Origin of the sequence: Burkholderia sp. MSMB1589WGS, from assembly GCF_001636105.1 — a bacterium.
Taxonomy (GTDB): Bacteria; Pseudomonadota; Gammaproteobacteria; order Burkholderiales; family Burkholderiaceae; genus Burkholderia; species Burkholderia humptydooensis.
On the sequence record NZ_LNJT01000008.1, the window covers coordinates 1,048,547 to 1,066,135 of the forward strand.

Sequence of the window (17,589 nt, forward strand, 5' to 3'; positions counted from 1 at the left end):
CGCGCGCCGCCTCCCATCGCCTTCCCCTATTTTTGCCGCCGCCAGCGCCGATTCCCCGCCTTCCGCGCGATCTGCGTAGTGTGGGCTGTCGTACTTTCTCGGCCGAACGGCGACGCTATCCTTCGACACAGATGCATGGCTCGCGCGTCGATCCATGTTCGACGCCGTCGCCCACGGGCGGCGGCGGCGCCCGCCAACCGGGCCGTCGAGGCGACGGCCGGCCGCACGAACGCGTCCACACGCGCGCGGCCCGAGTGAATCAGACGAATCGAGCCGAAACCGCCGTTGTTGCGGCATCGCTCGCTGATTGAAGGCGGTGCCCGCAACCGTTCGAGACCCGACGATGCCAGCCCGCAAGACCCGGCGGTTCGATCCGCAGTTCGACTCGCCATCCGACCACTACGCACCGATGCCACGTATCTCGAAGATACACAGGCTCTGGGCGGCGACGTTCGTCATCGCAGTCGCGAGCGACGTGCTGTCCGGCGCCATCCGCTACTACACGTCGCTCGCGGGCGTCGCGGCGCTCGGCTATCTGCCGAAGGCGCTGATGGTCGCGTGCCTCGGGCTCGCGATCGTCCAGCGGCCGAAGGCGAGCCACGTGCTCGTCGCCGCGTACCTCGCCGCGCAGACGTGCGTGTCGCTCGCGAACGGCGTGAGCCTCAGTGCGGCCGGCTTCTGGATCTGGACGATCGCGCCGATGCTGTTTGGCATCGTGATGCCGCTGCAAGCGCTCGACGAGCTCGAGTCGCGGCGGATGCTCGGCGCGTTCGTCGCGCTCGCGCTGCTGTGCATCGGCGGCGTGCTGCTCAACTATTTCGTGAAGCTGCCGTGGGTAGGCGGCAGCATCGACATCGGCGGCGTCAGCGTGCAACTCGCGAAGTCCTCGTATGTCGGCACCTCGTCGCGGCTGCCCGGCTTCGGCCGCAGCAGCGCGACGACGGGCCTGATGATCGGACTGCTGACGACCTGGATCTTCCCGCGCCTGCGCTCGCGGCTCGCGCTCGCCGCCCTGCTCGCGCTCGCGGCGCTCGGCATCTGGGCGACGACGAACAAGACCACGCTCGTCGCGCTCGCGCTCGTCGTCGCGCTGCATGGCATGCTGCGCACGCGTTCGCTTCGCACGGTGTGCATCTGGACGAGCGCGATCACGATCGCGCTGCCGGTCGCCGGCTGGATCGTGACGCTCGCGAGCACGCAGGATGTCGGCAGCTCGGGCTCGCTGTCGTCGATGCAGGACCGCTTCATCAACACGTGGCCGCTGCTGATCGAAGGGCTGCTGCGCGAGCACCTGATCTGGTTCGGCATCGGGCCGGGCGGATTCGGCTCGGCGGTCGGCTACTACACCGCCGATTTCGGCTTCAACGTCGGCTACGCGGACAACATGGCGCTCTACACGGTCGCGAACTTCGGCGTGATCGGCGCGGCGCTGATCGTCGCCGCATTCGTGCGCCTGATCCTCGCGCTGCCGGCGAACGATCGGCCCGTCTGGCTGATGCTGTGCTTCCTGCTCGTGAGCGGCGTGACGACCGACATCTGCGAGACCACCGGCTGCCTGCTGTTCCTCGGCCTGACGCTGCGCTCGATCAACCTGCACGCGCCGCGGCGCGCGCGCGTCGCAAGCGCGCGCATCGCGTTCGAGCGGCTGCGATACGGCGCGGGCGTGGTCGCGCCGAATGCGCGCTGACGCCCCGATGCGCCGCAAAGGAAACGACGACATGAAGAACCCGACGCCCAACCCGCGCCGCCGGCTGCTCGTCGCGCTCGCCGGTGCGATGCTCGCCGCGCCCGGCCTGCCGCGCGCGGCGACGACCGTCGTGCTGGACGCCGCCCAGGCGAGCGCCGACGCGAAGCGCGGCTATGTCGGCTTGCCGGGCTTCGCCGCCTCGCGCGGGAACACCGGCATCGCCGTGCATGCGATCGACGATACGAAGCTGCTCGACGCGGTGAAGGACGCAGGCTTCTCGTTCGTGCGCGCGGACCTGTTCTGGGAAGCGGTCGATACGCCGCATGGCTGGGATTTCTCGCGATACGACACGCTCGTCGCCGATCTGGCCGAGCGCGGGCTCGGCGCGCTGTTCATTCTCGGCGGCATTCATCGCCTGCACAGCCCGAACCGGCCGCCGACGACGCCCGCGCAACTCGCCGCGTTCCGCCAGTACGTGTTCAACGCCGCGCAGCGCTACAAAGGCAAGCCGGTGCGCTTCGAAGTGTGGAACGAGCAGGACCACAAGACCTACTGGCACGGCGAACCGTCGCCCGTCGCTTACCGGAACGTGCTGAAGCTGGCGGTGCAGGCGGTGAAGGCCGCGAATCCCGATGCGATCGTCGCGACGGGCGGCGTGCAGCAAGTCAACCGCACGTTCATCCGCGCGGTCGGCGACATCGCCAGCCCGGCGCAGCCCGCGCCCGATGCGGTCAGCGTGCATCCGTACCGGCAGACCGAACCGGAAACGGTGTTCGCCGACTACGCGGCGCTGCGGCGCGACCTGTCGTCGTACCGGAGCCCGCCGCAGATCTGGGCGACCGAATGGTCGTACCCGAGCTACGGCTACAACTACGTGGCCGACATCGGCGACGGCCATTCGAGCGTCGCGCGCGCGCGCCAGGCGAACTATGCGGTGCGGCTGCTGCTCGCGAACTGGATTTCGCAGATCGGGCTCACGTCGTACTACGACATTCGCGACGACGGCCGCGATCGCAGGAACATGGAGCACAACTTCGGACTCCTCGATGCGGACGACGCGGCGCTGCCCGCGTACGTCGCGGTTCGCCGGCTTTTCTCGTTCACCGGGAATGCCGTGCGCGCCCAGTATTTTCTGGATTCGGACGCGCGCTACGTAGTGCTGAAGCTCGACGCCGCGCGCGCGACGAAGTACGTGGTCTGGTGCTACGGCGCGGGCAATGCGATCGGCGTCGATCTGTCGCGGCTGCCCACCGGCGCAGCCGCGACGGACATGTACGGCGCCGGACTCGACGCCGGCAATCGCAGGCGGCTCGACGCGCCGGAAGCGCGCGGGCCGATATTCATCACGATCGGGGCATGAGCGTCGCGCCCGGCTGCCTGGCCGCATCGGGCCGGATTCGCTCGACGCTCGCTGAAGAGGATTGACTGAGAGGATTGCGGCGGCGCGCACCGCGGCCGTCGTCGCCTATCACGGGAAACAACGATGGATCTGAAAGCACAACCGATTTCGGCGACACCGCACGCCAAGCGAAACGACGGGCTCGCAAGCCTATGGTGGAGCGTCGTTCGGCACCGGCGGCTCTTCGCGACGATCGTCGCCGTGTTCTTCGCGCTGGGCGTGCTGTACGCGCTCGTCGCCACGCCGCAGTATCGCGCCGAGGCGCTGCTGCGGATCCAGACAAAGCCCGGATCGTCGATCAGCGCGCTGTCGGACGTGTCCGGCACGATCTCGAACGGCCCGTCCGCGAACGACGAGAGCGAGGTGCTGACGTCGCGCGCGATCGTCGGCGCGGCGATCGAGCGAATCGGCGCGAATCTCGAGATCCGCACGCTCGACCATTTCCCGCTCGTCGGCCGCCCACTCGCGTCGGGCCACGCGAACGACGACAAGCTCGCGTCGCCGTGGCTCGGTCTGTCCGGCTTCGCATGGGGCGGCGAAAAGCTCAAGCTCGGCGAATTCTCGCTGCCGGACGCCGCGCTCGGCGACAAGTTCCGGCTCGTCGCCGGCAACGACGGCCAATGGACGCTCTACGACAAGAAGGACCGCCTGCTCGCGCGCGGCGCACTCGGCGAGAGCGTGCCGTTCACCGTCGCCGTGGACGGCGAACGCGCGCAGGCGGGCCGGATTCGCGTCGACACGCTGCGCGCGCGCTCGGGCATCGCGTTCTCGATCGTCAGGGAGCCGACGCAGCTCGTCTACGACGACGTGATGAAGAAAATGAAGACGGTCGTGTCGAACCGCGATTCGACGCTCGAAGAGCCGTCGATGATGAAGCTCATCTATCAGGCCGACACGCCGCAACGCGTGCAGGAGATGGTCAACGCGATCGTGCGCGTCTATCTCGACCAGGACATCAAGTATCGCGCGGAGAAGGCGCAGCGCAATCTCGACTCGCTGCATGCGCGGCTGCCCGGCCTGAAGCAGGACCTCGAGAAAGCAGAGGACGCGCTGAACCGCTACCGCACGACGACGGGCACGATCGACGTCGATCAGCAAGGCATCGCGCTCATCAACCGGCTGAACTCGCTGTCCGAGCATCAGACCGTGCTGCAGCTCGCGCTCGACAACGTGAAGGCGCGCTTCCTGCCCGGCAGCACCACGTATCAGACCGTGCAGACGCAGCTCGATCAAGTGAAGAAGGAGATTCAGCAGACGACGACGGCGGCCAACAAGCTGCCGACCGCGCAGCGGGAATTCGTTCGCCTGTCGCGGCAGGTATCGGTCGCGGCGCAGCTCTACACGAGCGTGCTGACCAACGCGCAGCAGCTCGAGATCGCCGTCGCCAGCACGACGCCCGGCGTGAGCGTCGTCGACTGGGCGAACAAGCCGTACAAGAAGGCATGGCCGCAACGCGGCATCGTGGTGCTCGGCGCGCTGCTCGGCGGGCTGTTCGCGGGCCTCGCCGCCGCCTACCTGCTCGCGCGCCATCGCGACGAGCTGAGCGGCCCGCAGTCGATCGCGGACGTATCGGACATCCCGTGCGTCGCGGTCGTCGCGCCGTCCGCGGCGTCGCTCGCGCTCGACGACGATCGCTCCGGCAAGGCGCGCGCGACGGTGAAACCGCTCGCCGCGCAATGCCCGAACGATCCGGGCGTCGAAGCGCTGCGCGCGCTGCGCACGAGCCTGCGCGCAGCGCTCGCGCACGACGGCCGCGGCGGCGGCAAGGTGCTCGTGTTCGCCGGCCCGACGGCGGGCGTCGGCGGCAGCTTCGTCGCGTCCAATCTCGCCTATCTGTTCGCCGACGCGAACGCATCGGTGCTCTTCGTCGACGCGGACATGCGCGGCGGCTCGCACAATCCGCTCGGGGTAGGCCGCAACGGCGGCGCGATCGGTCTCGCGAACGTGCTCGAAGGCGGACAGCCGCTCGAGAAGGCGATCGTCAGGCTCGGCAAGGGCAAGCTGTCGGTGATGACGCCCGGCACGCTGACCGGCCCGAATCCGGGCGAACTGCTCGAACGCGCGGAATTTCCGCAGTTGCTCGCGGCGCTGCGCACGCGCTACGACTTCGTGATCGTCGACGCCCCGCCCGTTCTCCCATACAGCGACACGCTGTCGATCGCCGCGCAGGACTGCGACGCGGTGCTGCTCGTGTCGCGCGGCAGGACGACGCGCGCGTCGGAGCTCGAAACGGCGTTGCAGCGCCTCGATAGCGTCGGCGCGAAAATCGCCGGCCACGTCTTCAACGCATACGTCGTGCCGCCGCGTCCGCCCCGCACATCGCTGCGCGACGATTGGCGCGAAATCGTCGCGCGCTGGACGAAGCCTCGCGGCCCTCGCCGGCCGGTGCAAGTGGAGCGAACGTTCAGGCCGGCGAAGAGCGCGGTCGCGAAGGCCACCCGCAACTGAATGCAGCCGTTCCAGTTTCGTCGGATTCCCAATCAATAAACACAAAGAAGCACACGAGGAATCAATCACCAGAAAAACCGGATGTTTAAAAACCTCCGGTTTTTTATTGGTTCAAGCATTCATCTCTCCGATGCACGCCGCGCACGAGCCGACATCGTCCGCGCAGGCCGCAAAGTCCCGTCACACTGGCTCTCTACACTTTTCGACACTGCGGCATTCGCCGTTTCGGAGCGTGTCATGGGCGTCCTCCAATCCTCACGCCGAGTAGGCAAAAGCTACCCGAAAGCCACTATTTATCTCTCGACTTCAAACATTCTCGGCGATCGCTTCGGAATTTTGAGATAGGTTTATCTCAATTTAACCTAAAATAGAGTTTTCCCTGATCGGAGAACCCACCATGAAGCGCCTAGCCGCAGTCGCCATGAGCGTGACACAATCCATTAGCATTCCTATTCATTATCCGGCGGCGCCAGCGATATTGCTTGTGCTGCTGCTCTGCGCTTGCGGCGGCGGCGGAGACCAGAGCAAGGTCAACGCCGCCGCCTCGCCCGCGAACGGCATCGTCGTACCGGCCTCCGGCACGTCGCCGGCCGGCGCGTCGTCCGGCGCGGCCGCGCCCGCATCCGGCGCTTCGTCGCCTTCGGAAACGGCTTCGGTGCTGCCGTTCTTCGGCGTGAACGGCCATTACGTCGACGGCGGCATCTACGCATCGGTCCCGCTCGCCACTCAGGCAAGCCATCTCGCCGGGCTCGGCATGAGCGTCTATCGACAGGACGCGTACATTCCGGATCACATCGATGCGCTCGCATCGGCGGCCATCCCCGGCCTCGGTTCCCACATCACGGTCCTGCCGATGATCGAGGCGCATCCCTGGGCCGATCCGTCGCTGAACGGGCAGCAGCCGACCGAAGCGAGCGCCTACGCGTATGCATACAAGCTGTCCGTCTACGCGGCGAAGAAACTCGCAGGCATCCCGATGGTGGAGTTCGGCAACGAGTACGACATCGACAGCCACAACGCGCCGATCCAGGGCGACGGCATCAATGTTTCGGACTACGACAATTCCACCTTTCCGATCTGGCGCGGCGCGCTCAGAGGCGCGCTCGACGGCTGGCGTTCGGTCGACACGAACCGCACGACGAAGCTGATCGCGAACGCGACGTCGGGCGCTCTGCATTTCGGTTTCCTCGACGGCCTGATGACGGGCACGCAGCCCGACGGCACGACCGGTCATCCAAAAATCACGCCTGACGTGCTTCAGTGGCACTGGTATTCGAATGGCGGTGATTTCGAAAGCGCGCTCGGCAAGACCGGCCGATACAACGTGCTGGCGCGGCTGAAGGACCGCTACAACCTGCCGATCGTCATCACCGAGATCGGCGTGAACACGGACAACTCGGACGCGCAAATCGCCGCGTACATCGCGAAAACAATCCCTGAGCTGGTTGCGGCGAAAGCGGCCTACAACGTCATCGGCTTCAACTGGTATGAGCTTTACGACGATCGCAGCGGCACTTACGGCTTGCTGACGAACAGCGCTCAGGAAAAGCCGCGCTACGGGCTCATGCGCGCGGCGATCGCCGGCGCCGTGCCGAACTGACCGGCGGCCGCGCCGAAAAGCGCAGCACGCTTGTAACCGATCGGTAACGCGTGCTTCCGCTTTTCAGGTGCACGGCCGAATCTGCCCGCGCACGGCCAGCGCGCGCGGCTCTCGTCCGCGCGCGCCGCCGCGCCGAACGCGGCCCGTCGCCGCAGTTACCTTTGATTACAACGCCGCCGTTGCGCGCCATATGCGGTTCATACAATGCAATGGCCCAAACAACGTTTAGGAAGAGGCGAAAATGAAAGGTATTCGTTTGGTCACACTGACTGCTACGGGACTGTTCGTGTTGATGTCGTCGGTCGCGCACGCGGCGGGCGGCGGCCACGGCGGCGGCATGGGCGGCATGGGTGGTGCCGGCGGCAATGCTGGCGGCATGTCGGCGGGTCATATGAGCAGTTCAGGCATGACGAACACGAACGGCTTCGATTCGGGCGACCGCGACAAGGGTTTCGCACGCGCGTCGGACCGCGCGTCCACGCACTCGAACCTCGCGGATGCGCAATCGGGCCGCACGCGCTCGCATGCAACGACGCATACGACTCATCAGCACCATCTCGGCAAGCACCTGGCTGTCGGCAAGGCAAGCTGATCGATTCGCAGCACGCGATGTCGATGACGAGGGCGCCGCTGGTGCCCTCGTTGTTTTGGGCGTTCGACGTTCACATCGCACCGATGGGCCCGCACTACGGCCCAGCCGAATATCCCGACCTCTCCCACCTTCCCTCGAACCGCTCGTTCCGTACGCCGGATGGGCGCAGACGCGCGATCGCCATCCCGTACCGCCTCCGTGCACCAACTACGATTCTCGAATACCCCTCCCCGCTATACGAACACGCAGGTTGTTATATACTCCCCCCCGGTATTTTTGAGGAACAGCGATGAGCCACACCATCCGCGAAAAACAGAAGCTGCTGAACCGCGTGCGTCGCATCAAGGGGCAGGTCGAAGCGATCGAGCGCGCGCTCGAGGAGGAATCCGGTTGCAGCGAAGTGCTGCAACGGATCACGAGTTGCCGCGGCGCAATGAACGGCCTGCTGGCCGTCGTGCTCGAGGACCACATCCGCACGCACCTCGTCGACGCGGACACGAGCGACGATCACGAAGGCAGCGCGGCTGAGCAGTTGATCGACGTGGTCCACAGCTATTTCAAATAAGCGGAGCGATCCATGAGCGAATTCGAAGACGTCGCGTTCGGCGCAGGTCACGACCATATTTTCCTCGGCGCGGCGCACGAGCAGAACGAACGCAGGACCTGGATCGTCATCGCGCTGTGCGCGGCGATGATGGTCGCGGAGATCGTCGGCGGCACGCTGTTCGGCTCGCTCGCGCTCGTCGCGGACGGCCTGCACATGTCGACCCATGCGGGCGCGATGCTGATCGCGGCGCTCGCGTACACGTATGCGCGCCGGCACGCGAACGACGCGCATTTCGTGTTCGGCACGGGCAAGCTTGGCGACCTGGCCGGCTTCACGAGCGCGATCGTGCTCGCGATGATCGCGCTGCTCATCGCATACGAAGCGATTGCGCGGTTCCTGTCGCCCGTTCCAATCCACTTCGACGAAGCGATTCCGATCGCCATGCTCGGCCTGCTCGTGAATCTCGCGAGCGTGTGGCTGCTGAGCGGCGATCATCATGGCCATGCGCATGGACACGACGCCCGCCATGAACACGACGACGACGAAGCGCAGGCGATCTCGACGCGCGCGGGCGTGTTCGCCGTCTCGATCTTCGAGGACGGCGTGCCGCCGGTATTCCGGATCTCGCCTGCGGCAAAACAGGCGTCCATCGGCGACTCGCGGGCGACGATCACGACGATCCGCGCCGACGGATCGCGGCAGACGTTCGCCATGGCGAATCGCGGCGACTGCCTGGAATCGATCGATACGATCCCCGAACCACATGCGTTCACCGCGATCGTGAAATTCCACGACGCCGAGCATTCGCTTGCGTTCGTCGAGCACGAACAAGCGCACCATCACGGCCACGGCGGCACGAGCGACGCCACGTCGAGCGATCACAACATCCGGTCCGCCTATATGCACGTGATCGCGGACGCGGCCGTCTCGGTGCTCGCGATCGTCGGGCTCGTGCTCGCACGCGCGTTCGGCTGGATGTGGACGGACCCGCTCGCGGGCATCGTCGGCGCACTCGTGATCGCGAACTGGTCGTACAGCCTGCTGCGCGACACGGGGCGCATCCTCCTCGACGTCAATCCGGACGCCCGCCTCGCCGACAGCGTACGCCGCTCGATCGAAGGCAGCGGCGATCGCGTCACCGATCTGCATGTCTGGCGTCTCGGCCCCGGCCACATGAGCGCAGTCGTGTCCGTCGCAACAGGCGATCCGGCGCGCGACTCACGCTTCTATCATCAGTTGCTGAAGCGCTTCAAGAGTTTGTCTCACGTGACCGTCGAAGTGCGTTGCCGCGCCTGACACACAAGCGGCACGGGCGCCACGGAAGTGCCGACGACATCGACGTTAGCCCGGCGCGCGACGGCTGCCCCGCCGCGCCAGGCGCTCGTTCGGACCATCGTCGCGGCGTGCGGGCGAGTGAAGCGCTTAACTCAGAATCGAGCGGCGCCCGCACAGACGACATCTCCCCCGGCGCCGCGGCTCGCCCCACGCCAGGAGGCTAGCGCCTCGCCCCCACCGAAAACCCGCGCCGATCCCATCCCGCATCGCAACGCGCCCGGATTGTGCTTACCGTTTTCGTTTGCGTGTCCTATGCTAAGACCACAAGAATCCGCTGCGTCCGGAGTCGGACCGGTTCGGCCGTCAACGAACGGGTTCAGGCGCGAAGACAACGGAAAGTAAAAAAGAGGGGACCTCTATGCGCATCAGTCGATTCAACCGCTAGTCCATTCGCATTCCTACTCATTGATCGTCGATACCGACGGTTCGCGACGCGAGCCGGCGGGTGACGTCGTGCGCACGCATGCCGGCATTCGGCAACCCCGTGCGCGCAACGCGCATCCGTCCGCCGCTCGCGAGGGCGCTTGCGCGCCCGGATAAAGCGAAGCTCTGCCGCGTTGCGCGTGCCACGCAGCCGGCGACAGCGGACAACCGTCGACGACAAGAAAAAGACGCCTCGCAACAGCGGGCGCCGCTCGCCGCGCATGCGGCGCCATTCAGCAACCGGGGGCATCAAATGGCTATCTCGCCGCGCGACGAACAGAATCGATCCGTCGATCTATGGTTCGCCTACAAAGTGCCGAAGCTCACGAAGGATACCGACAGCGACAGCGCGACCGGCTACGAATACGTGTACTACGATCGCGAAACCGGGGCCGTGCAGAAATCGCCGAATCTGATGAATGATCCGAAGGGGGCGCTGTTCTACACGCTCGATTCGATCTTCGGCGATCCGGGCAGCACGACAGGCTGGATTCTCTACAACGACGAAATGCCCGCCGATGCGAATCGTTCGAACAATGCGACGCTCGGCCATACCAAAGGCGTGATCGCCTTCGACACCGCGTCGAACTCCGCATTGTGGCTGCTGCACTCGTGGCCGAAATACGCGGACCCGTCGGCGCCCGGCGTGCCGACGCCGCTGTACGGACAAACGTTCCTGTGCATGAGCCTCGATCTCGCGACGGCCGGCAAGCTCGCCGCGCAGATGGCGCTGCATCAGCAGCCGCAGGTCTACCTGCCGCGCACCGGCGGACTCGATCACGCGAGCCCGCTATACGCGCTCACGCAGCCGCTCAACGCGTCCGCGCCCGGCGACTCCGACTCGCTCGATTTCGAGACGCGCGGCGGCGTGCCGTTCAAGGTAATCGCGAAGAACCGCAAATGGGGCAAGGATTTCTGGAACGACCTCGTCGGCCCAACGCTGAAAGCCGACATGTACGTCGAAACGTGGATTCGCGGCAAAGTCCCGCCCATCCTCGATTCCGACGGCGTGCACAAGACCTACGACATCAAGTTCATCGATCTGCGCAAGCTGGGCGCGCCGTGGGCATGGCCCGAGACGCAGGACCACGCGAAATGGGGCATCACGACGACCGACAACTGGGTATGCGTCGGCGACATCAACCGGATGGTGACGCAGGAGAAACGCGGCGGCGGCACGATCGCCTTCCAGGACCCGAAGCTGTGGAAGGCGCTGTCCGAAACCGATCTGATCGTGCCGCCGCCCGGCAAGACCGATGCACAGGCGCGCGCACTGATCCGCAAGACTCACGAACCGGCCGAATAGCGCAGCGTCCTCAGTAGAACAAAACGTCGACGCTCACGCGCCCCCACATCGCCCAGGAGCCTTGCCATGAATGCGCATCTGCCCGACGGCGCGCTCGTACCGCTCGTCACGCGCCATACCGACATTGCAACCGCCGCGCCGCTGCGTGGCGTCACGACGCTGCCGCCCGTCGCATGGGAGCGCATCGGCCGGCGCGCGCCCGTGCGCATCGCGCCCGGCTCGCGCACGCCCGATGATCCGCTGCCGCACGCCGACATCGTCGTGATCACGTGGACGAGCGCCGAGTGGTTCGCACTCGACCACGTGTTCGTCAACAGCGGCCACGCCGGCAACTACGACGATTACGCATGGAAGCAGGCATGGCTGCCGTACACGCGTGGCGCATCGTCGTACGCAGCGGACGCGAAATCGGGCACGCTCTGGGGGCTCTTCCAGATGGTGCGGATCGTCGACCGCTCGGAACGCCCGTGGAACGTGCTGCTGTTCAAGTCGAACACGCATCTCGCGCATTCGCCGTGGCTCGACGGCCTGTCCGCGATGCTCCGCTGCATCGTCGAGGACGCGCGCCCCGACCGCATCTACACGATCGGCACCGCAGGCGGCGCACGCCACGATCAGCGCCTCGGCGACACGGTGCTCGCGAACGCCGCGCTGCTCGAACTGCAACGCCCGCAGAACACGGCGAGCCCCGACCGCGGCAACATGTATCGCTGCCCGACGTGGTATCCGTCGACCGCGCTCGTCGGCGAAGTCCAAAGCAAGCTGCTGTTCAGGATGAGCGAAATCGTCACGCCGCAATCGCTCGCCGCGCTCTTCGACGAACTGAAGGCGCGCCATCCCGACGATCCGGGCCTGGGCGAGCTGACGCTGCCGGATCTTCTCAACGACGCGATTCGGCCAGAATGCCTGCACGCGCCGGCGATCCGCCCGCTGAAGGACACGCCGCTTCTGACGACGGATTTCTATTACATCGCGGAGGGCAACGACGCGCATGCGTACTCGTGCCTCGAAATGGACGACGCGATCATCGCCCAGCAGGCGAACCGCCTCGGCGTGCGTTTCGCTTGCGTGCGCAATATTTCCGATCCGATCGTCCGGCGCCGCACCGACCGAGGCACGCCGATCCCGGACGCCGTGCGCGCAGACTGGTCCGGCCTCATCTATTCGACGTTCGGACTGCAGACGAGCTACAACGGCGCGCTCGCGACGTGGGCGACGATAGCGGGCGAAGGTTCGGCGACCTACAACCCGAGCCGCGAGCACCGGCCCGCCGACGAAGACGATCCGCTCGAGGTGCAGCTCGCGTTCCAGGTGCGCTCGTGCGGCACGTGCTCGTTCTTCTGGCCCGCTGATCTGAAGCAGCGCGCGTATGGCCCGTATACGGCGTTCGACTTCGACGTCACCGTGCCCTATCCGGCAAGCGCGAACGGCAAGAGCGGCGCGGCGCGCTGGATCACCGGCCACACGCGGCCGCCGGCGTTCCCGAACGGCGAAGTGATCGACGGCTGCCGCAAGGCGCCCATCATGACGATCGGCATCAATCCGAATCTGACTGCGTTCCTGCCGGGCCAGACGGGTGCCGCATGGTGCTATCCGGATTTCTCGTCCGACGGCGATACCGACGCATGGGCGAAATACGCGTGGTATTACCGCTATCGCACCGTCTATCAGGAGAAGCTCTATCTCGATTTCGTGCGGCGCTTCATGTTGCTCGAAGGACGCGTGAGCGCAGCGCGCGGCGGCGAGGTGACGGGCGCCGCGCGCATCGACGACAGCCCCGCGTGGTCGATCACGGTGCGCTACGACGGCGACGCAGCCGATACGACGATCGCGATCCCCGGCAAGGCCGGCGATTTCCCGTACGTGCTGCTCTTCGACACCTACCGGCCGCACAACCGCTTCGCCGCTGGCGACGTGCTCGCCGCGCGCGTGTCGGTGCCGGAAGGCATCCAGGTCGACGTGCTGCAGCAGCCGCAAAGCTACTACCTGCAGTTCGTGCCCGTGCTCGAGCGCTTCGAGCGCACGCTGCGCAACGGCGGCCATCCGGCCGCGGCGCTGCACGTCGGCGAGGACGTCTGCCAGCTCGATATGGTCGCGTGCGCGTCGCCGCACTGGAAGCCGGGCTTCCTCGGCGGCAGCGAAGCGAGCGTCGCGGCGATCGTCGACAACTGCGTGAGCCGCAACGCATGGGCGATCAAGCAGATGGTGCAGACGCGGCCCGCCGTGCTCTACATCGTCAGCGAATCGAGCTGGAACATGTTCCATTCGGCGTTCGGCGCGCATGTGCGGCGCGATCCGCCACTGTCGCCGCATCCCGCCGACAAGGATTACACGCTGCTGAAGGAAACGACCGATCCCGCGCATCCGGCCTATGTCGAGTTCGACGTGACGATCGGCGGCGTGCGCTACTTCAATCGCACACGCCTCGTCATCACGCCGCACTTCTCGTACAACAGTTTCTTCCTGCAGCAATACCGGATGAGCCCGCACGACTGGCAGGCGTTCGGTGCGGCCCAGCCGCAATGCGTCGCGGCGCTCACGCCGCAGAACGGCTTCACGCTCGTGCCGCCGACGCAGGAGTACCCGGACGATTATGTCGCGATCCAGTTGCCCGCCGACGCGGATGCGGCGAATGCGGCGCGCGCATGGCTCGCGAGCCAGTTCCCCGACGCGTCCCGCACGCTCGATGCGTACTTCGTCGACGCGCATGCGTCGATGGCTTCGGTGCTCGACGAGCTCTACGCGAAACGCGCGCTCACGTGGCATGACGCCGACGGCGGCGGCTATCTGTCGCGCACCGAAGGCTCATGCCGGTTCTGCGTGAATCGTCACTGGCAATTCCCGAACGAATGCCGCTACGACAAGACACATGAACCCCAACCGCCCACCGGCTTTCTCGCCAGGGTCGCGCAGCATCTCGTCGCCACCGGCAGGCCCGCTGCATCGGAGGCCAAGTCGGACGCCACGACAGGAGCACCGCAATGAGCACGAACGATCTGCCGCAGGACATGCGCGTCGCACCGGATTCGGTGCGGGTATGGCGGGGCTTCCGGCTGCCGTCGCTCGGCCTCGATCAATTCATGAGCAAGCTCGGCACGGTGTTCGTGCCGGCCACCGTGAAGATGCAGATCGATGCGGGCCTGCGCGCATATGCGCCGACGGTGCCGGCGGGCCTGCCCGGCAAGCCCGCGTCCGTGCCGGACGAGACCGCGATCCTGTTCTGGGCGTCGCCCGCGACGTACTGGAACGGCTTCACGCGGCTCGCGGTGCGCACGTATACGCTGACGCACAACGGCGTCTACCTGACGCAGGACAATCAGAGCCGCGCCGATTTTCCGGTCCGCTTCGACGGTACGCTCGCCGTCGATCAGCCCGTCTATCTGTACGACGCGCCCGCCGACTGGATGCACGGTGCGATCCGTCATCTCGTCGCGGCGCGGCCCTCCGCCGCCGATCCCGCGTCGTTTCGCTCGGCCATCGCCAAAGCGCTCGCCGATATTCAGAAGAACGTACCGCTTGCCGGCGCGCTCGCATGCGCGGGCAACGACTATGTCGTCTACTGGGAGCTCGGCCCCGTCGCGGCCGGCGCCGCGCAGCCGCCGAGCGGCGTGCCGCGCCTGCAGGCCGTGCTGACCGACTGGAGCGAAACCTTCGCGCCCGCGCCGACGTTCCTGCCGATCGGACTCTGGGACGAATGGGCCGGCATGGACGTGCGCTCGGGAAGCAGCTTCAACATGCAATTCGCACGCGAGGTCAGCCGATGAACACGCCGCAGGAGTCTTTCCCGGTCGCGCCGAACGCCGTCTACGTGTGGCGCGGCTTCCGGTCGCCCGCGCTCGATTACGAGCATTTCGCGCAGTTTCTCGGCAGCGTGTTCGTGCCCGCTTGCGTGCTTCTGCAACCGCCCGTCGGACTGCGCGCCTATCTGCCGACGATGATGCCGCAAGCCGGCAAGCCGCCCGCCGTCCCCGACCAGACCGCGCTGATGTTCTGGGCGACGCCCGCGTCGCACGATCGCGCGACCAAGGCGATCGCGGCGCGGATCTATCAGAACCTGCACGGCGACGTCTACGACATGACGCGCAGCAAGCTGCCCGAAGTGCCCGTTGCGCTCGACCCGCACGCCGATGCGCTCGTCGCCGAGCAGCCGTATTTCCTCATCGATCGCCTCGCGGACTGGATGTTCGGCAGCACGAAGCACTTCGTCGGCGCAAGGCGCGCGAATCTTCGGGCGTCGGATTTTCTCGCGGCCGTACACGTGTGGGCGGCGTCTTTTCAGGTCGAGCCGCCCGACGGCGTAGACGGCGCGCTCGTGTGCTGCGGAGACGATTATGTGGCTGCGTGGATACACAGCGCGTATCCGCAACCGCGCTCCTTCCCGGCGCTCGATCAGCTCGCGGCGCTGACGACGCCCGTGCTGCGGATGGCGCCGCGCCCGCTCACGCTGCCGGCCGGACTCTGGGACGACTGGCCGGGTCTCGACCTCACGCGCGACACGTGCATCAACTTGCAGTTCCCCCGGCCGCGCACGTCTCGCGCCGCGCCGCGCGAACCGGAGGCATGAATGATTCCGATCGAACACTTCGAGGTTCCGCACCTGGCGTTGTGGAAGTCGTGCGTCGCGCAAGTGCTCGCGCACGCGCTCGGCGTCGAGCATCGCCCGTCCGCCGGCATCGACGCCGACCACCCGCTGATGCGCGCGACCGACCGCTATTGCCGCGCGATGCTCGACAACCAGCCGCTCGATGCGCCTCCCGCCGATAGCGACGACGAGGCAGCGGTGCAAGCCTACCTGTCGTATCTGCATCACCGCCGCGCGCACGCGCGCATCGCCGACGATGCGCAGATCGAACGCGACGTCGAACATCAGACGCAGCAGTATAAATTCGGCAATCCGCTGTGGCAGCAGATGTACGTCCAGTATTTCGAGTACTACTGGCAATATCCGTATCACAAGGGCGGCGAGCCGCAGTATCGCTCATGGCAGGCCGCCGGCGCCGGCAAGGGCGACTTGCGCTACGGCGTGATCGAATGGAAGCTGCCGGCGCGGGCGCGCGTCGCGATCGTCGGCGACATCGGTACGGGCACCGACGTCGCGGCAGCCGTCCTCGTCGCCGCGTTGAAATTCGCGCCCGACGCGATCCTGCATCTCGGCGACGTCTATTTCTCCGGCACGCGCTTCGAAACCGATCATCGGCTGGCCGGCCTCGTGCGCGACGTGCTGCGCGGCGGCAAGCGGCGCGTGCCGTTCTTCACCGTACCCGGCAATCACGAGTATTTCACGGGCGCGGTGTCGTTCCTGCATGCGCTCGATTCGGGCCAGCTCGTCGACAGTCCCGCGCAGCGGCAGCAGGCAAGCTATTTCTGCCTGCGCACCGCGGACGACGGCTGGCAGTTCCTCGGCCTCGACACCGGCTATCACGGGCATTACATGAATGTCGCCGCGTCGGCGCAGCAGGCGACGCTCGAGCGGCTGCACATCGGCAAGGTCGAGACGGCGGGCGCCGGCGCGAGCCCGCACTGGCCGACCGACAGGAATCCGTACTTTCTGCACACGCCGCTTGACGATCTGCCGACGCGCGACACGACGTCGCCCGTCGACCAGGTAAGCGTGCGCACCGACGAAGCGGTATGGCATCTCGACAAGCTGACGAACTTCCCCGGTCGCTCGGTCCTGCTGTCGCACCATCAGCTCTACTCGGCGCTCGACGTGTGCGGCATCGCGCAGCGCCGCGACGCATCCGGCGCGCCCGATCCCGCCGATTTCAATCGCGAATGGGTCAACACCGGGCTCTGGCGGCAATTCGGCCCGACGTTCGGCGACCGCGTGGCCGCGTGGATCTGGGGTCATGAGCACAACCTCGGCATCTTCGCGGATGCGTATCGCCCGTCCGATTGGCCGGCCGACGGCGACGAGGCGACGCGCATCTTCAAGACGCTGCCGAAAGGCCGCTGCGCAGGACACAGCGCGATTCCCGTTCAGGCGAACGAAGCGCCTTACGCGCAAAAGTATCCGGTGCCGCTGAAGCAGGCGGAGCTGCAGCTCGATCTGATCGACGGCTGGTACAACCGCGGCTTCCAGATCCTCGAGCTCGCGGGTGCAGGCAAGCCGGCCCGGCTGAGCTACTTCCAGGTCGCGGGAGCGGACCCGACGCCGCTGCCGCTGTTCGTCGAATCGATTTCATGAGCGGTCGGCAGCGCCTGGACGCCGTTCGCGCCCGGCCCGCCGGTCACCGGCCGTTCGATCGCAAA

General features: G+C 66.5%; 12 protein-coding genes. All 12 read left to right on the plus strand.

Annotated features, from left to right (window positions below):
• Nucleotides 1–343: 343 nt before the first annotated feature.
• Nucleotides 344–1,687 carry a membrane protein gene (locus tag WT16_RS22440; RefSeq protein WP_009915875.1) on the plus strand — a complete coding sequence of 448 codons (1,344 nt, stop codon included), beginning with the start codon at nt 344–346 and terminating at the stop codon, nt 1,685–1,687.
• A 31-nt stretch (nt 1,688–1,718) separates the two neighbouring features.
• Nucleotides 1,719–3,047, plus strand: a complete 1,329-nt coding sequence (locus tag WT16_RS22445) for a cellulase family glycosylhydrolase (RefSeq protein ID WP_063534937.1) — start codon at nt 1,719–1,721, stop codon at nt 3,045–3,047.
• A gap of 123 nt (nt 3,048–3,170) precedes the next feature.
• Nucleotides 3,171–5,534, plus strand: a complete 2,364-nt coding sequence (locus WT16_RS22450) for a GNVR domain-containing protein (RefSeq protein WP_063534243.1) — start codon at nt 3,171–3,173, stop codon at nt 5,532–5,534.
• A 421-nt stretch (nt 5,535–5,955) separates the two neighbouring features.
• Nucleotides 5,956–7,134 (plus strand): beta-glucosidase, encoded by a 1,179-nt coding sequence (locus tag WT16_RS22455; protein WP_197486497.1) that lies wholly within the window; start codon nt 5,956–5,958, stop codon nt 7,132–7,134.
• 241 nt (nt 7,135–7,375) lie between these two features.
• Nucleotides 7,376–7,726 carry a hypothetical protein gene (locus WT16_RS22460; protein ID WP_063534245.1) on the plus strand — a complete coding sequence of 117 codons (351 nt, stop codon included), beginning with the start codon at nt 7,376–7,378 and terminating at the stop codon, nt 7,724–7,726.
• 289 nt (nt 7,727–8,015) lie between these two features.
• On the plus strand, nt 8,016–8,291 hold the full coding sequence (locus WT16_RS22465) for a metal/formaldehyde-sensitive transcriptional repressor (protein WP_006028098.1): 276 nt from the start codon (nt 8,016–8,018) through the stop codon (nt 8,289–8,291).
• 12 nt (nt 8,292–8,303) lie between these two features.
• Nucleotides 8,304–9,569 carry a CDF family Co(II)/Ni(II) efflux transporter DmeF gene (gene dmeF, locus WT16_RS22470; RefSeq protein ID WP_063534246.1) on the plus strand — a complete coding sequence of 422 codons (1,266 nt, stop codon included), beginning with the start codon at nt 8,304–8,306 and terminating at the stop codon, nt 9,567–9,569.
• A 715-nt stretch (nt 9,570–10,284) separates the two neighbouring features.
• Nucleotides 10,285–11,337 (plus strand): deoxyribonuclease II family protein, encoded by a 1,053-nt coding sequence (locus tag WT16_RS22475; protein ID WP_015604031.1) that lies wholly within the window; start codon nt 10,285–10,287, stop codon nt 11,335–11,337.
• Between the two features lie 66 nt (nt 11,338–11,403).
• Nucleotides 11,404–14,322 carry a GTPase gene (locus WT16_RS22480; RefSeq protein WP_063534247.1) on the plus strand — a complete coding sequence of 973 codons (2,919 nt, stop codon included), beginning with the start codon at nt 11,404–11,406 and terminating at the stop codon, nt 14,320–14,322.
• Nucleotides 14,319–15,101, plus strand: coding sequence for a hypothetical protein (locus WT16_RS22485; RefSeq protein WP_063534248.1), 783 nt, complete (start codon nt 14,319–14,321; stop codon nt 15,099–15,101). The genes WT16_RS22480 and WT16_RS22485 overlap by 4 nt, the downstream gene beginning before the upstream one ends.
• Nucleotides 15,098–15,901 (plus strand): hypothetical protein, encoded by an 804-nt coding sequence (locus WT16_RS22490; RefSeq protein WP_006028103.1) that lies wholly within the window; start codon nt 15,098–15,100, stop codon nt 15,899–15,901. The genes WT16_RS22485 and WT16_RS22490 overlap by 4 nt, the downstream gene beginning before the upstream one ends.
• Nucleotides 15,902–17,524 (plus strand): metallophosphoesterase, encoded by a 1,623-nt coding sequence (locus WT16_RS22495; protein ID WP_063534249.1) that lies wholly within the window; start codon nt 15,902–15,904, stop codon nt 17,522–17,524.
• Nucleotides 17,525–17,589: the final 65 nt, after the last annotated feature.

What these genes read in the sequence shown, in the direction of transcription:
- WT16_RS22440 (WP_009915875.1), top strand. Translation starts at nt 344, where the DNA reads ATGCCAGCCCGCAAGACCCGGCGGTTCGATCCGCAGTTCGACTCGCCA.
- WT16_RS22445 (WP_063534937.1), top strand. Translation starts at nt 1,719, where the DNA reads ATGAAGAACCCGACGCCCAACCCGCGCCGCCGGCTGCTCGTCGCGCTC.
- WT16_RS22450 (WP_063534243.1), top strand. Translation starts at nt 3,171, where the DNA reads ATGGATCTGAAAGCACAACCGATTTCGGCGACACCGCACGCCAAGCGA.
- WT16_RS22455 (WP_197486497.1), top strand. Translation starts at nt 5,956, where the DNA reads ATGAGCGTGACACAATCCATTAGCATTCCTATTCATTATCCGGCGGCG.
- WT16_RS22460 (WP_063534245.1), top strand. Translation starts at nt 7,376, where the DNA reads ATGAAAGGTATTCGTTTGGTCACACTGACTGCTACGGGACTGTTCGTG.
- WT16_RS22465 (WP_006028098.1), top strand. Translation starts at nt 8,016, where the DNA reads ATGAGCCACACCATCCGCGAAAAACAGAAGCTGCTGAACCGCGTGCGT.
- dmeF (WP_063534246.1), top strand. Translation starts at nt 8,304, where the DNA reads ATGAGCGAATTCGAAGACGTCGCGTTCGGCGCAGGTCACGACCATATT.
- WT16_RS22475 (WP_015604031.1), top strand. Translation starts at nt 10,285, where the DNA reads ATGGCTATCTCGCCGCGCGACGAACAGAATCGATCCGTCGATCTATGG.
- WT16_RS22480 (WP_063534247.1), top strand. Translation starts at nt 11,404, where the DNA reads ATGAATGCGCATCTGCCCGACGGCGCGCTCGTACCGCTCGTCACGCGC.
- WT16_RS22485 (WP_063534248.1), top strand. Translation starts at nt 14,319, where the DNA reads ATGAGCACGAACGATCTGCCGCAGGACATGCGCGTCGCACCGGATTCG.
- WT16_RS22490 (WP_006028103.1), top strand. Translation starts at nt 15,098, where the DNA reads ATGAACACGCCGCAGGAGTCTTTCCCGGTCGCGCCGAACGCCGTCTAC.
- WT16_RS22495 (WP_063534249.1), top strand. Translation starts at nt 15,902, where the DNA reads ATGATTCCGATCGAACACTTCGAGGTTCCGCACCTGGCGTTGTGGAAG.